Source organism: Serratia grimesii (genome assembly GCF_900186025.1).
Taxonomy (GTDB): Bacteria; Pseudomonadota; Gammaproteobacteria; order Enterobacterales; family Enterobacteriaceae; genus Serratia; species Serratia grimesii.
This window is the reverse complement of sequence record NZ_LT883155.1, coordinates 3,493,726-3,509,312: the sequence shown is the minus strand read 5'-3', so window position 1 is coordinate 3,509,312 and position 15,587 is coordinate 3,493,726. Positions and strand designations below refer to the sequence as shown.

At 51.7% G+C, this 15,587-nt stretch carries 9 protein-coding genes; 2 read left to right on the top strand and 7 right to left on the bottom strand.

The window, feature by feature from the left end:
* Window positions 1-150 precede the first annotated feature (150 nt).
* The 4 genes from yfaE to ubiG form a co-directional block, all read right to left on the bottom strand.
* The gene (gene yfaE / locus SGBXF1_RS16560; protein ID WP_037420919.1) at window positions 151-411 is read right to left on the bottom strand and encodes a class I ribonucleotide reductase maintenance protein YfaE; all 261 of its coding nucleotides are present in this window, start codon (window positions 409-411) and stop codon (window positions 151-153) included.
* A 3-nt stretch (window positions 412-414) separates the two neighbouring features.
* A complete protein-coding gene (nrdB, locus tag SGBXF1_RS16555; protein WP_061808010.1) occupies window positions 415-1,545 on the bottom strand; it encodes a class Ia ribonucleoside-diphosphate reductase subunit beta in 1,131 nt (376 codons plus the stop codon).
* 70 nt (window positions 1,546-1,615) lie between these two features.
* Window positions 1,616-3,904: a class 1a ribonucleoside-diphosphate reductase subunit alpha gene (nrdA, locus tag SGBXF1_RS16550; RefSeq protein WP_037420912.1), complete on the bottom strand. Its 2,289-nt coding sequence runs from the start codon at window positions 3,902-3,904 to the stop codon at window positions 1,616-1,618.
* 437 nt (window positions 3,905-4,341) lie between these two features.
* Window positions 4,342-5,067: a bifunctional 2-polyprenyl-6-hydroxyphenol methylase/3-demethylubiquinol 3-O-methyltransferase UbiG gene (gene ubiG, locus SGBXF1_RS16545; protein ID WP_037421060.1), complete on the bottom strand. Its 726-nt coding sequence runs from the start codon at window positions 5,065-5,067 to the stop codon at window positions 4,342-4,344.
* Between the two features lie 212 nt (window positions 5,068-5,279).
* Between ubiG and gyrA the strand changes: the two genes are divergently transcribed.
* Together gyrA and rcsC are read left to right on the top strand one after the other, a co-directional pair.
* The gene (gene gyrA, locus SGBXF1_RS16540) at window positions 5,280-7,931 is read left to right on the top strand and encodes a DNA topoisomerase (ATP-hydrolyzing) subunit A (RefSeq protein WP_037420909.1); all 2,652 of its coding nucleotides are present in this window, start codon (window positions 5,280-5,282) and stop codon (window positions 7,929-7,931) included.
* Between the two features lie 160 nt (window positions 7,932-8,091).
* Window positions 8,092-10,962 carry a two-component system sensor histidine kinase RcsC gene (gene rcsC, locus SGBXF1_RS16535; RefSeq protein ID WP_186427206.1) on the top strand — a complete coding sequence of 957 codons (2,871 nt, stop codon included), beginning with the start codon at window positions 8,092-8,094 and terminating at the stop codon, window positions 10,960-10,962.
* Window positions 10,963-11,014: 52 nt separating this feature from the next.
* Here rcsC and rcsB read toward each other — a convergent pair whose 3' ends face one another.
* From rcsB to SGBXF1_RS16520, 3 genes are read right to left on the bottom strand one after another with little or no spacing between them, the layout of a single operon-like run.
* A complete protein-coding gene (gene rcsB / locus SGBXF1_RS16530; RefSeq protein WP_037420903.1) occupies window positions 11,015-11,665 on the bottom strand; it encodes a response regulator transcription factor RcsB in 651 nt (216 codons plus the stop codon).
* Window positions 11,658-14,360, bottom strand: a complete 2,703-nt coding sequence (gene rcsD / locus SGBXF1_RS16525) for a phosphotransferase RcsD (protein ID WP_186427205.1) — start codon at window positions 14,358-14,360, stop codon at window positions 11,658-11,660. The genes rcsB and rcsD overlap by 8 nt, the downstream gene beginning before the upstream one ends.
* Window positions 14,361-14,381: 21 nt before the next feature.
* Window positions 14,382-15,536 carry an MFS transporter gene (locus SGBXF1_RS16520; protein ID WP_037420900.1) on the bottom strand — a complete coding sequence of 385 codons (1,155 nt, stop codon included), beginning with the start codon at window positions 15,534-15,536 and terminating at the stop codon, window positions 14,382-14,384.
* Window positions 15,537-15,587: the final 51 nt, after the last annotated feature.

Genomic DNA, 15,587 nt, shown 5'->3' with positions numbered 1-15,587 from the left:
TAATCATAATATTATAAGGGGTTATCGCGTTGAGGATAGGCTATTACAATCGCTGCGGGTGCTTGAGACTATTCGTCTTGGGCATTGTGTGGCAAGGCGGATAGATGAAAGCCCCAATATATCTAGATGATTGAAGAACACTCTTGGAAATCACAGTTCCAGTTCGATATCGGTCAGTGGCATGCAGCAGCAAGGCAGGATTTCACCGTCGTTGATAAACGCCAGCGGTTGTTGGTGATAAACCACCTCACCTTTCACCAACTTCAGACGGCAGGCACCGCAATAGCCTGAGCGGCACTGGTATTCCACTTCAACGTCGTGCAATTCCAGCACATCGAGCAGACAACGTTCATTCTTGGGGCAGGGTAGCTGCGTACCTGCGGTACGCAGCGTCACGATGGATGATGACATCGCTTAGAGTTCGAAGTCGCTCAGGTCGTCGGCATGTACTTCCGAGTCGATCTGGCCTACCAGGTAGGAACTGACCTCCACTTCCTGCGGCGCAACCTGTACGTTGTCGGAGACTAACCAGGCGTTGATCCACGGGATCGGGTTAGAACGGGTTGCGAACGGCAGACCGAGGCCAACAGCCTGCATGCGGATATTGGTAATGTATTCCACATACTGGCACAGGATGTCTTTGTTCAGACCAATCATAGAACCGTCACGGAACAGGTATTCTGCCCACTCTTTTTCCTGCTCTGCCGCCAGCACAAACAGGTCGTAGCATTGCTGTTGACACTCAACGGCGATTTCTGCCATTTCTGGGTCATCTGCACCAGAACGCATCAGGTTCAGCATGTGCTGGGTGCCGGTCAGGTGTAATGCTTCGTCACGGGCGATCAGCTTGATGATTTTGGCGTTTCCTTCCATCAGTTCGCGTTCCGCAAAGGCGAATGAACAGGCGAAGCTGACATAGAAGCGGATCGCTTCCAATGCGTTGACACTCATCAGGCACAGATAAAGCTGCTTTTTCAGCGCACGCAGGCTGATGGTCACGGTTTTACCGTTGACCTGGTGTGTGCCTTCACCCAGCAGGTGGTAGTAGCTTGTCATCTCGATCAGATCGTCGTAGTAGCCGGAAATGTCTTTCGCGCGCTTGAGGATCTCTTCGTTGGTGACGATATCATCAAATACGATCGCCGGATCGTTGACGATATTACGGATAATATGGGTATAAGAACGGGAGTGGATGGTCTCGGAGAATGACCAGGTTTCCACCCAGGTTTCCAGTTCCGGGATCGAGATCAGCGGCAACAAGGCCACGTTCGGGCTGCGGCCCTGAATCGAATCCAACAGCGTCTGGTATTTCAGATTGCTGATGAAAATGTGTTTCTCATGATCCGGCAGTGCCTGATAGTCAATACGGTCGCGGGAGACGTCAACTTCTTCAGGACGCCAGAAGAAAGACAGCTGTTTCTCAATCAGTTTTTCGAAAATTTCATGTTTTTGCTGATCGAAACGCGCAACGTTAACTGACTGACCGAAAAACATCGGTTCCAGTAACTGGTTGTTTTTGTTTTGAGAAAATGTGGTGTAAGCCATAAGCCTGAATCCATTAGTGCCGTGCTGAATTAGAAGGGGCCGGAAGAGTTCCGGCCCGCTGTGTCAAACTTTAGATCTTGCAGGCGCCGCTTTCGCAGTCATCATCGCCTTCTTTAGCTGGCAACAAATCTTCCTGGACATCTTCTGCACCGTCGCGGGTGTTCTGATAATACAGCGTCTTGACACCAAACTTGTAGGTGGTGAGCAGGTCTTTCAACAGCTGCTTCATCGGCACCTTACCGCCCGGGAAACGGGTCGGATCATAGTTGGTGTTGGCAGAGATCGACTGGTCGATAAACTTCTGCATCAGACCGACCAGTTGCAGGTAACCGTCGTTGTTCGGCATTTCCCACAGCAGTTCGTAGTCGTTTTTCAGACGCTCATATTCTGGCACTACCTGGCGCAAAATACCGTCTTTCGATGCTTTAATACTGATGTGACCACGTGGTGGCTCGATGCCGTTGGTGGCGTTGGAAATCTGCGAAGAGGTTTCCGAAGGCATCAGCGCTGACAGGGTGGAGTTGCGCAGACCGGTTTCCACGATCTCTTTACGTAAGGTTTCCCAGTCGTAGTGCAGTGGCTCTTGGCAGATGACATCCAAATCTTTCTTGTAGGTGTCGATCGGCAAGATACCCTGCGAATAGGTGGTTTCTTTGAACCACGGGCACGCGCCTTGTTCCTGAGCCAGACGGTTCGATGCCTTCAGCAGGTAATACTGGATAGCTTCGAATGTCTTGTGGGTCAGGGCGTTAGCGCTGCCGTCAGAGTAACGTACGCCGTTCTTCGCCAGGTAGTAAGCGTAGTTGATCACGCCAATACCCAGGGTGCGACGACCCATCGCGCCACGGTGAGCGGCTTTGATTGGGTAGTCCTGGTAGTCCAGCAGGGCATCCAGCGCACGTACCGCCAGGGTAGCCAACTCTTCCAGATCGTCCAGGCTTTCGATAGCACCCAGGTTAAAGGCCGACAGCGTACACAGGGCGATTTCGCCATTTTCGTCGTTGACGTCGTCCAGCGGCTTGGTCGGCAGAGCGATTTCCAGGCACAGGTTAGACTGGCGTACCGGTGCGATCTGCGGATCAAACGGGCTGTGGGTGTTGCAGTGATCGACGTTCTGGATGTAGATACGGCCGGTTGAGGCACGTTCCTGCATCATCAGTGAGAACAGTTCAACCGCTTTCACACGTTTCTGACGAATGCTGTCGTCTTGTTCGTACTGGGTGTACAGACGTTCGAATTCGTCTTGATTGGCGAAGAACGCATCATACAAACCAGGAACGTCAGACGGGCTGAACAGGGTGATGTCCTGGCCTTTGATCAGGCGCTGGTACATCAGGCGGTTCAACTGCACGCCATAGTCCATGTGACGAACGCGGTTGCCTTCAACGCCACGGTTGTTCTTCAGAACCAACAGGCTTTCAACTTCCAGATGCCACATTGGGTAGAACAGGGTGGCCGCACCACCGCGAACACCGCCTTGAGAGCAGGATTTTACCGCAGTCTGGAAATGCTTGTAGAACGGGATACAGCCGGTATGGAAGGCTTCACCACCACGGATCGGGCTACCCAGCGCGCGGATGCGGCCGGCGTTGATACCGATGCCTGCACGTTGCGAAACGTATTTCACAATGGCGCTGGAGGTGGCGTTGATGGAATCCAGGCTGTCACCACACTCGATCAGCACGCAAGAGCTGAACTGGCGGGTTGGGGTGCGCACGCCGGACATGATTGGCGTAGGCAGTGAAATCTTGAAGGTGGAAATCGCGTCGTAGAAACGTTTAATGTAATCCAGACGGGTTTCACGCGGATAGTTGGAGAACAGGCAAGCCGCCACCAGGATATACAAGAACTGCGCGCTCTCGTAGATCTCACCGCTGACGCGGTTCTGCACCAGATATTTCCCTTCCAGCTGCTTAACAGCCGCGTAGGAGAAATTCATATCACGCCAGTGATCGATAAAGGAGTCCATCTGCTCGAACTCTTCAGAGCTGTAGTCTTCCAGCAGATGCTTATCGTACTTGCCCATTTCTACCATGCGCGCCACGTGATCGAGCAGCTTTGGCGGTTCAAATTGACCGTAAGCTTTTTTGCGCAGGTGGAAGATAGCCAGGCGTGCTGCCAAATACTGATAGTCCGGCGCGTCGCGCGAAATCAGATCGGCTGCAGCTTTGATAATGGTTTCATGAATATCAGCGGTTTTGATGCCGTCATAAAACTGAATGTGAGAACGCAACTCTACTTGAGAAACCGAGACGTTGTTTAACCCTTCCGCGGCCCAGTCGATGACACGGTGGATTTTGTCGAGGTTGATGCGCTCTTTACGGCCATCGCGTTTAGTTACAAGCAGACTTTGGTTCATGTGGTGTTTTACCTGTCCGTATGGTGCCCCTAAGCAGAAGTGTAGTAGCTCTGCTCAGTATGTAAACACTATATATAGGGGTTGTATGTCGGTGAGGTAACAAGATAGTGAGAAAACAGGGCGTTTGCAAGTGAACAAAAGTGGCCTAATTTGTGGATAACTTGGGGGTGAAATGTGACTTGTCTTTGGAAGTGCGCGCTGTGACTGGCGCGACAAGCTTGTCAATAAGTGGGATAAGAATTTCCCTATAATCAGAAAAACGTGATCGTTTGCCGCTTTATTAAACGTTAGAAAAAAACGGCATATTGATCTGATTTAATATTCTTAAAAACTGTTTACAACGGTGATTTTGATCGAAACCGGATAAATTAGGTATTTATCTTAATGTTAGCTACGCACCGGAGCTGGCAAGCCAGTCCCGGCGCGGGATGGAAGACTCAGCCTTCGTGCTGCGTATGTACCATGTAGTTCACATCAACGTTACGGCCCAGTTTGAAATGGTCGGTAATCGGATTGTAATGCAGACCAATCATGTGTCTTTCGCGTAGCGGTGTACCGTCAACCCAGCCGATCAGTTCAGAAGGGCGAATGAACTTCTTATGATCATGTGTACCCTGTGGCACCATTTTCAGGATGTATTCTGCACCCACTACCGCCATCAACCAGGCTTTGGTGTTGCGGTTGATGGTGGAGAAGAACACGTGGCCACCTGGTTTCACCAGGTGAGCACAGGCGCGTACCACAGAGGCTGGATCGGGGACGTGTTCCAGCATTTCCATGCAGGTGACGACATCATACTGTTGCGGATTGGCCTGTGCATGGCTCTCTACTGTTTCCTGTATGTAATTCACCGCCATGCCGCTTTCCAGCGCATGCAGTCGAGCGACCTGTAGCGGTTCTGCCCCCATGTCCAATCCGGTGACCTGAGCGCCTTCACGCGCCATGCTTTCCGCTAAAATGCCGCCGCCGCAGCCCACATCGAGCACTTTCTTGTCAAAAATGCCACCGGCACGCTGCAGGATGTAGTTCAGGCGCAACGGATTGATACGGTGCAGCGGTTTGAATTCACCTTCCAAATCCCACCAGCGTGAGGCAACGGCCTCGAACTTGGCGATTTCATGATGGTCTACGTTTTGCGCTTGGCTGGATGATTCTGCATTCATGGGCGTATTTAGCTCCTGGTTCTCGTTGCGCGGATTATACATGTTCCAGCGCAGCACCGTCTGCGCCGATGCATTTTTACTGCACATATATGCACAATTTCAGTTAAAGAGCGGCGGTTATTTTCCCGTAAAGCGTGCTTTGTGATATAGTTTTACACCTTTGCCACTATGGCAGCGGGCAGATGAATCATTAGTAGAGGGATAGCAGCTCCATGAGCGACCTTGCCAGAGAAATCACACCGGTAAACATCGAAGACGAGTTGAAAAACTCGTATCTGGACTACGCGATGTCCGTAATTGTCGGACGTGCGCTGCCAGATGTTCGTGATGGACTGAAGCCGGTGCATCGCCGCGTACTGTACGCGATGAATGTACTGGGTAACGACTGGAATAAACCATACAAGAAATCGGCCCGTGTCGTCGGGGACGTGATCGGTAAATATCACCCTCACGGTGACAGCGCGGTTTACGACACCATCGTGCGTTTGGCCCAACCGTTTTCGCTGCGCTATATGCTGGTGGACGGTCAGGGTAACTTCGGCTCCGTCGACGGCGACTCCGCTGCGGCAATGCGTTATACCGAAGTGCGCATGTCCAAAATTGCTCACGAACTGCTGGCGGATCTGGAAAAAGAAACCGTCGACTTCGTGCCTAACTATGATGGCACCGAGCAGATCCCAGCCGTCATGCCAACCAAGATCCCGAACCTGCTGGTAAACGGCTCGTCAGGTATCGCAGTGGGCATGGCGACCAATATTCCGCCACATAACCTGTCAGAGGTTATCAACGGTTGTTTGGCATATATCGATGATGAAAACATCAGCATCGAAGGCCTGATGGAGCACATCCCGGGGCCAGACTTCCCGACGGCGGCAATCATCAATGGCCGTCGCGGTATCGAAGAGGCGTATCGCACTGGGCGTGGTAAAGTTTATGTCCGCGCGCGTGCCGAAGTAGAAGCCGACGCCAAAACTGGCCGCGAAACCATCATTGTTCACGAGATCCCGTATCAGGTGAACAAGGCGCGTCTGATCGAAAAGATCGCCGAGCTGGTCAAAGAAAAACGTGTGGAAGGCATCAGCGCGCTGCGTGACGAGTCTGACAAAGACGGTATGCGTATCGTCATTGAAGTCAAACGTGATGCGGTCGGTGAAGTGGTGCTGAATAACCTGTACTCGCTGACTCAGCTGCAGGTGACCTTCGGTATCAACATGGTGGCATTGCATCAGGGACAGCCGAAACTGCTGAACCTGAAGGATATTTTGCAGGCGTTTGTTCGCCATCGCCGTGAAGTGGTTACACGTCGTACCATCTTCGAATTGCGTAAGGCCCGTGATCGCGCCCATATCTTGGAAGCGTTGGCCATTGCACTGGCAAATATCGATCCGATTATTGAAATGATCCGTCGTGCGCCAACCCCTGCGGAAGCCAAAGTCGCGCTGGTTGCTCAAGCGTGGGAACTGGGCAACGTGAGCGCCATGCTGGAACGCGCCGGTGACAATGCTGCTCGTCCTGAGTGGCTGGAGCCGGAGTTCGGTATCCGTGACGGTAAGTACTACCTTACCGAGCAGCAAGCTCAGGCGATTTTGGATCTGCGTCTGCAGAAACTGACCGGCCTGGAGCATGAAAAGCTGCTGGACGAGTATAAAGAGCTGCTGACAGCGATTGCTGAGCTGATCTTTATTCTGGAAAACCCAGACCGTCTGATGGAAGTGATCCGCGAAGAGCTGATTGCAATCAAAGAGCTGTATAACGACGCTCGCCGTACTGAAATTACCGCCAACACTTCAGATATCAATATTGAAGACCTGATCAACCAGGAAGACGTGGTAGTTACGCTGTCGCACCAAGGCTATGTGAAGTATCAGCCGTTGAGTGACTATGAAGCGCAACGCCGTGGCGGTAAGGGCAAGTCAGCTGCACGTATTAAAGAAGAAGACTTTATCGATCGCCTGTTGGTGGCCAACACCCACGATACGATCCTGTGCTTCTCCAGCCGTGGTCGTTTGTACTGGATGAAGGTGTACCAATTGCCTGAAGCCAGCCGTGGTGCGCGTGGGCGTCCAATCGTCAACTTGTTGCCGCTGGAAGCCAATGAGCGTATCACCGCCATTCTGCCTGTACGCGAGTACGAAGAAGGGCGTCACGTGTTTATGGCGACTGCCAGCGGCACCGTGAAGAAAACTGCCTTGACCGAGTTTAGCCGCCCACGCAGTGCCGGCATCATCGCCGTTAACCTCAACGAGGGTGACGAGCTGATTGGTGTTGACCTGACCGATGGCAGCAACGAAGTCATGCTGTTCTCTGCCAATGGTAAAGTGGTTCGCTTCCCAGAAACGCAGGTGCGTTCAATGGGCCGTACTGCTACCGGTGTTCGCGGTATCAATCTGGGCGAAGGCGACAGCGTTATCTCCCTGATTGTGCCACGTGGTGAAGGCGATATCCTGACCGTCACCCAGAACGGCTACGGGAAACGTACCGCTGTGACCGAATACCCGACCAAGTCACGTGCCACCCAAGGGGTTATCTCCATTAAGGTGAGCGAGCGTAATGGTCAGGTTGTTGGTGCGGTACAGGTCGAAACGACCGATCAGATCATGATGATCACCGATGCCGGTACGCTGGTGCGTACTCGCGTATCTGAAGTCAGCGTGGTTGGTCGTAATACCCAAGGTGTTACGCTGATCCGTACTGCTGAAGACGAGAACGTCGTCGGCCTGCAGCGTGTTGCCGAACCGGTGGAAGACGAAGAGCTGGACAGCTTGGAGCCGGGTGCGGAAGGCGTAGAAGAAGATGCAGCGCCGCTGGACGAGGGCGATGATGATTCTGACGCGGTAGACAATGCGGATGATGATAACGCCTAAGCTGTAGGGCAGCATGTCTCCCCTATTGCATTGGTATAAAGGGCCTGGCAGCGATGCTAGGCCCTTTTTCAGTTATATGGTTTAATTACCAGACCCAAACCAGAGATCCAGTCTCTGATATGAATTCGCTGGTCGCCACTTACTTCTGTATGGTATCCGATTGAAATATTTAGCCTCTTTTCGTACCACGTTAAAAATATCCCGCTATCTGTTTCGGGTACTGGCGATTATGTTGTGGTCGTTGGGAGCGTTGCTCACCACGTTCTATATCCTGAATATCCTGCACCAGAAAGAATCTGATATCCGGCAGGACTACAATTTGAATTTTGATCAGGCCCAGGGTTATATCCGCCATTCTGCCGACATTATTCGTGATATTAAGTACATGGCAGAAAACCGTCTCAATGGTTCAGTCAACAGCCTGGACATGTTCAACGGTATCTTCCCTGGCAAGAGCAGTTCACCGGAGTTTTTCCCGTTGTATCCGGAGTCCAACTGTTCACTCAACACCACATACCGCAGCTCGCTTAATTCGCTAAGCGGGTTGATTCAATACTGGAAAGAGAATTTTGTCGCGGCCTATGATCTCAATAGGGTGTTTTTCATCGGCGGCGACAGCCTGTGCATGGCGGAGTTTGGTGGCAGCAGCGGTGTCACCAACCGTGCAGATGCGCTGAAGACCCTGCACGAGCGCATCCTTAAATATCGCAATGCCAAAAACCAGGACAAAGACAATAACCTGTACTGGATCAGCCCAAGCCAGCAGCGGCCGGATGTCGGCTATTTGTATGTGCTGACACCCATTTATATTGGCAACAAGCTCGAGGCGTTGCTGGGCATTGAGCAGACGATACGTTTAGAAGATTTCGTCACCGCGGGCAATTTGCCGATTGCAGTGACTCTGCTGGATGAGAATAACGATCCAATATTGCGGTTGGCGGATGGTGAGCGCGATGCGCAAGCGTCCGGCAGCTACCCAGACGAGCAAGCCTATTTTGGTTATGTGGATAATTACCGCGACCTGATCATGAAAAAGGCGCTGCCACCATCATCGCTCAGTATTGTGTATTCTGTGCCGGTGAAGACCGTGGTTGAGCGTTTCAAGATGCTGATACTCAATGCGGTATTGCTCAATTTGCTGTCCGCCATTGTGCTGTTCACGTTGGCCTGGTTGTTTGAGCGGAAAATGTTTTTACCCGCGGAAGACAATGCGTTCCGGTTGGAAGAACATGAGCAGTTCAACCGCAAAATTGTTGCTTCGGCACCGGTGGGGATTTGTATTTTACGCATCAGCGATGGCACTAACATTCTGAGTAACGAGCTGGCGCATAACTACATCAATTTACTGACTCACGAAGACCGTGATCGCATCACACGCATCATTTGCGAACAGCAGGCAAATTTTGTCGATGTGATGACCAGTAATAACAATAATCTGCAAATCAGCTTTGTGCATTCCCGTTACCGCAACGAGGATGTGGCGATCTGTGTGTTGGTAGACGTCAGTGCTCGCGTGAAAATGGAAGAATCGCTGCAGGAGATGGCGGCGGCGGCAGAGCAGGCCAGTCAGTCGAAGTCGATGTTCCTGGCGACGGTGAGTCACGAATTACGCACCCCCTTGTACGGCATCATCGGCAACCTCGATTTATTGCAAACCAAGGCACTGCCGCAGGGTGTTGATCGGCTGGTCAATGCGATGAACAACTCCTCGGGACTGCTGCTGAAGATCATCAGCGATATCCTCGACTTCTCCAAAATCGAGTCCGAACAGCTGAAAATTGAGCCGCGTGAGTTTTCCTGTCTGGAAGTGATTACCCATATTGCCGGTAACTATTTGCCGCTGGTGGTGAAGAAGCGCCTGGGGTTGTACTGCTTTATCGAACAAAACGTACCGGAACGTATTTCAGGCGATCCAGTGCGGTTACAACAGGTGTTATCTAACTTGTTGAACAACGCCATTAAGTTTACCGATACCGGTTGTATCATTTTGCAGGTGTGCACGCGTGGAAGCTATCTGGAGTTCAGCGTTCGCGATACCGGCGTCGGCATTCCCGAGAAAGAAATTACCCGCTTGTTCGACCCATTCTTCCAGGTGGGGAGTGGCGTTCAGCGTCATTTCCAGGGGACTGGGCTGGGGCTGGCGATTTGTGAAAAGCTGATCAACATGATGGATGGCGACATTGCTGTTGAGTCTGAGCCGGGATTGGGCAGTTTGTTTACTATCCGTATCCCTCTGTTTAATGCACAGTTCCCGATCCCGCAGGCCAGTGACACCTGGCAAGGTAGAACCTTGTGGCTGGATATCCGCAATCAACGGCTAGAAAGCTATCTGATGGAAATTCTGGGCGGTTATGGCGCTAGGGTGTTGCGCCATCAGGGAGAGGAGACTGCCGCCAGTGATGTGATGCTCAGTGACCATCCACTGATGGTCAGTACGCCTTTGCTGGCGCAGATCCAATTCTCTATTGAGCATATTGGCCCGTCGCAGGAAACCCGGCCGGGTTACTGGATGCACAGTACGTCGACGCCGCGTGAAACCCTCACGTTGCTCAACCGACTATTTGGTACCCTTGATGAAAGTGGCAATACCCTGATGCAATTGCCGTTGCCGGTTAAGGCCAGCAAAGTAGATAACGGCGATATACATTTGCTGGTGGTGGACGACCATCCGATTAACCGCCGGTTGTTGTCCGATCAGTTGAGCTCGTTGGGGTACCAGGTAGTGACGGCCAATGATGGTGTCGATGCATTAGATGTACTCAATCACAACAGGGTCGATATTGTGCTGACCGACGTTAACATGCCGAACATGGACGGGTATCTCCTGACTCAGCGTTTGCGTCAATTGCACTTTACCTCACCGGTAATCGGCGTGACGGCGAATGCGTTGGCGGAAGAGAAACAGCGCTGTATCGAGGCGGGGATGGACAATTGTCTGTCCAAACCGGTGACGTTAGAAACGTTAGATCAAACGCTGGCATATTACAGTCAACAGGTACGCCGCCTGCGTATCGAGCAGGAGAAGGCTTAAAAGCAAAAAGGCGCGGCATAATGCCGCGCCCTCTGTGAACAACCGGACGACTTTAGTCTTTGTCCAGCGGTGCCATGCTGACAGAAGAGAGGTAGTTGAGCAGTGCGATATCGTTCTCAACACCCAGCTTCATCATGGCCGATTTCTTCTGGCTACTGATGGTTTTGATGCTGCGATTGAGTTTCTTGGCGATCTCAGTCACCAGGAAACCTTCGGCAAACAGGCGCAGTACTTCGCTCTCTTTCGGTGACAGACGCTTATCACCGTAACCACTGGCGCTGATTCTCTCCAACAGTTTGGAGACGCTTTCCGGCGTGAACTTTTTGCCTTTCTGCAATGCGGCCAGTGCTTTCGGCAGGTCAGTTGGTGCACCTTGCTTCAACACGATGCCTTCAATATCCAGATCCAACACGGCACTAAGAATTGCCGGGTTGTTGTTCATGGTCAGAACGATGATCGACAATTGCGGATAATGGCGTTTGATGTATTTGATCAGCGTAATGCCGTCGCCATACTTATCACCAGGCATCGAAAGATCGGTGATCAGGACGTTAGCGTCCAGTTTGGACAGATTGTTGATCAGTGCTGTTGAGTCTTCAAACTCCCCAACGACATTCACCCATTCAATTTGCTCAAGTGACTTCCGGATGCCAAACAGTACGATAGGATGGTCATCAGCAATAATTACGTTCAGGTTATTCATGTTGTTGGCTACCTTGCTGCAGCAGTCTACTGACGAAAAAATCAATCTGACTGATGTTATTCTCGATCTTGAGCGCATCACCGTCTGCGATGTGCTGTTCTAACGATTCACACAGTTGCTTACCGGGAAGCAGATTTAACATGGCAAACACGCCTTTTAGGCGATGTGCGGTCTGTGACAGAGCATTGAAATCACTGCTGCCCGCCTCAGTATACAGTTTTTTGACATCGTCGGGTACTGTATCGACAAACAGGCCATAGTAATCACTTGATTTCAATTGTTTTTCATAGAGTTGGATGTCATTTGTGGTCAGTGAAAGCGCACTTTCCTGCTGTTCCAGAGCGGCCATTTGCTGTTCAATCAGCATTAATACGGCGTCGATCATTGCACCACTCAGGTTATAGTTTACTCGAATGTACCGTTTTTCAAGCTGTTGCCATCCGGCCTCATCGCTGGTCAGCAGCAAAGTATAATCGTCGGCTCGTTGTGGGTTATCCGTCAGTAGCACGTCGTAATCGCGGTTGATCTGACGTTCATCGGCAATGATGCAGCTTGCGCCATAGGCGTGCAGCAAGTGCGTAACAATGCCGCGGACTTCCTCAGAGGTGATGTCCAGCAGCGCCGTTACGCCATCGAGCAGTTTTTCCTGTGCTTCCGCATCCTTTTTTTCCATCTCCATCGGCACGCGAATGGTATAGCGGGTACCGATATCCACCTTGCTGCGGATATCCAACTGTCCGTTAAGCTTTTTGCACAGTTGGTTGCATAGGAAGAAAGTGAGGCCGGAACCATGATTAAAGCGATCCACCAACGTCTGACTGAGGAACGGGTAGTTCAGATTGCTGATTTCCTCATTGGAAATACCGGAGCCGGTATCATTAATATGGAACACCAGACGATCGGGGTGTTCAGGTTCATGATCGATCACCAGCGAGATCTTGCCACAGGACGTTGTGATAATGGCGTAATGCACCAACAGTGAAAGCACTTTGCGTAACGCGTTGGCGTCCCCCACGTAGTGCTGTTCAACATCAAGCTGGAAATGGTTAAACAGCGTCAGCCCTTTCTGATTGATGGACGGCAAGGCTTCACGCAGTAACTCATCAATCAAGACCGACGGACTGAAGGGATGGCGCGAAGGTTGCCAGTCCTGGGTTTCCAGACGGGTGAGCAGGGTGATATTTTCAATCAGCCCCAGCACCGATGAGGATTGTGCCGTCAGTTGTTTCAGAAGTGCTTGCTGCTGTTCTTCATCCGGCTGGGTACGTAGGCGGTCGGCCAGGTCATGCATTTGACGCACTGGCTGGTTCAGCTCAATACCCAGGTTATGCAGCATCAGCTTACGTGCCTGTACGTTCTTGTCGTATTCGCGTTGTGCTTGCTGTAGGCGCTTGTTCACCATCACTTCCTTGTCCTGATCATTGAGCAGGAACAGATAGGTTTCCGGTGACAGTTGGCTACGGAAGATACGAATCTCATACACCTCATTGTTGACTGTCGCCTGGATAACGCCGTGGTGCTGTTCGGCCATATGGGCGATTTTTTGCAGGCTGAGGTGAGGTAGCAGGTGTTGGGCAATCTTATTGCTGGCGATCACTGTGTTACTGGTGAAGTTATACACCAGCAGGCCGGAGGGTAAACTGGCGATGATTTCCTGATTCAGTGCGCGCTCGGTTTCCAGCTCAACCGCCATATTTTCGCTCGGGCGAATGTATTGGCGACGGATAAAGTAAATGCCCACCATCGACAGCGCCAACAGCAACAGATTAATGACGATCAGCCAGATATTGTTGCGTAGCAGGTCAATGGCCAGGTTGATTGCAGAAACGCGATAAACCACTTTCAGCGGCGCATTGGGCAGTGGGGCGCTGAACTCGACCCAGTTGCCGGTCATTGAGACACCGGCATTGGTAGCCGTATCTACCGAAACGGCGCTGTCATCCAGGTTCATATCGTCAGGCAGCAGCATAAAGTTGGCGCGGGCCATATTGATCGGGATGATGTCATTAATCGGTAGATCAAAGGCGATCACCGTGGCCAGATGCCCCGGTTGGTTAAAGGTGGTGCGGATTGAAAATGAATAAGCATTTTGGAAGCGCTGCTTACGCAGGGCAGAGAAGCTTTCACGTTCATCGAGCATGTTAGCCTGCTGCAGCATCTCTGCCCGGCGATCCTCTGCCGACGTCGTCAGGTAACTTTCTTTGAAGCGTGAGGCCAGTTCTTTCAGCGGTTGAGTGGTGATTAAACTCAGGCTGTTATCCTGACCATTGAGGTAATACATGGCGTAATTTTCAGTTTTGGCTCCCCACCGGGTATCCAGATAGTCTGAAATATTGGCGATCATCGCCAGGGTGCCTTCTTCATGGCTGCCAAAAATAATCGCATCCGTTTTTTTATGCGGTTTTTCCAGGTAATAAACGTCCGGGCGCAACCGGGTTTCCTGCAAGCTGGGATCCACGTTCAAAGATGATGCATTGCCGAACTTGTCGTAGATCTGATAGGTGACGTAACGGTAGCTATCAATGCGTTTTTGCAAGGCATTGGCGATGCTATTCAGTGCATACTTTTTTTCTGCCAGCCAGGCATTGGTATAGTTGTAGCCATACAGGCCGATAGCAATCGTCAGCAGTACAGAAAATAACAGGAAGCAGCGGGTAATGTTGCTTGAGCTAATCGTCAGTTGTTTATTTTGCATAGTTGACTGCGCATTCCTGAATCAACGGGTTACGGCTCTGGCGCTGGCGGTAACCGCCAGAAGTAATACTGCAACGCAGGCAAAAGCCGCTGTCAGACTGGAGAATTGTGCGATAAACCCGATCAGCGCGGGCCCAGCGAGAATACCGGCATAACCCACTGTGGTGACGGAGGCGATGGCCAGGTTTGCGGGCATATCATGCTGATTGCCTGCTGCACTGAACAAAATCGGTACCACATTAGAGGCCCCAAGGCCGACCAGCATAAACCCTACCAACGAAATTATGGCGTTATTGAAGACAATAGCCAGACTGAGGCCGATCGCCGCGCATAAACTGCCGAGCAGCAATACCTTATATCGACCCAGCGTGTTCACCACCCGATCGCCGTTCAGCCTGCCGATGGTCATGGTGATAGAGAATAATGCATAGCCCAGCCCTGCCTGACTGTGATCGACTCCCCTCAATGTGGTGAGGAACAGCGCACTCCAGTCGAGCATCGAACCTTCGGCGAGAAACATAATAAAGCACAGAATACCGATAAACATGACCCAACCGCGTGGCAGCACGAACATTGGGCCACCTTCTTCGCCGCCGCTTTCACGCAGTAAATTGCGGCTGGCTAGCATCAATAGCGCGGCAATGGTTAATACGGTGATCCACGTTGCCAGCAAGGGCGATAATCCCAACCATAGCATCACGCTGACTCCGCCGGCACCGGCAATGCCACCAACGCTGAAGAAACCGTGGAAACCCGACATCATTGCTTTGCCACTGGCGCGTTCGACCACCACTGCTTGTACGTTCATCGCCACATCAATCATGCCGATCGCCGCTCCAAACAGCAGCAGGGCAAGCGCCATACCTGTCGTGGTATTCATCAGCACCAGCAGGGGTAAATCAATACACAATGCCAGACCGGCCAGCAAAATAACCGGGCGACAGCCTAACTTACCGGTCAGATAACCGGTTAATGGCATTGCCAACATCGAACCGGCACCAATGCACAACAACAGCAAACCCAGGGAGCCGTCATCTATACCAATACGTGCTTTGGCAAATGGCACGAGTGGTGCCCAAGCGGCCATGCCGAAACCGGCAACAAAAAAGGCCAATCGCGTGGCTATCTGCGCCGGGACGCCAGGTTTTTGCTGTTCACTGCACAAGGTGGATGTCATGTGGGCATCAGGATCTATTGTGGGAGTACGGGCTAAAAGTTATGGAGTGTT

What these genes read in the sequence shown, in the direction of transcription:
- SGBXF1_RS16520 (WP_037420900.1), bottom strand. Translation starts at nt 15,536, where the DNA reads ATGACATCCACCTTGTGCAGTGAACAGCAAAAACCTGGCGTCCCGGCG.
- rcsD (WP_186427205.1), bottom strand. Translation starts at nt 14,360, where the DNA reads ATGCAAAATAAACAACTGACGATTAGCTCAAGCAACATTACCCGCTGC.
- yfaE (WP_037420919.1), bottom strand. Translation starts at nt 411, where the DNA reads ATGTCATCATCCATCGTGACGCTGCGTACCGCAGGTACGCAGCTACCC.
- rcsB (WP_037420903.1), bottom strand. Translation starts at nt 11,665, where the DNA reads ATGAATAACCTGAACGTAATTATTGCTGATGACCATCCTATCGTACTG.
- gyrA (WP_037420909.1), top strand. Translation starts at nt 5,280, where the DNA reads ATGAGCGACCTTGCCAGAGAAATCACACCGGTAAACATCGAAGACGAG.
- ubiG (WP_037421060.1), bottom strand. Translation starts at nt 5,067, where the DNA reads ATGAATGCAGAATCATCCAGCCAAGCGCAAAACGTAGACCATCATGAA.
- nrdA (WP_037420912.1), bottom strand. Translation starts at nt 3,904, where the DNA reads ATGAACCAAAGTCTGCTTGTAACTAAACGCGATGGCCGTAAAGAGCGC.
- nrdB (WP_061808010.1), bottom strand. Translation starts at nt 1,545, where the DNA reads ATGGCTTACACCACATTTTCTCAAAACAAAAACAACCAGTTACTGGAA.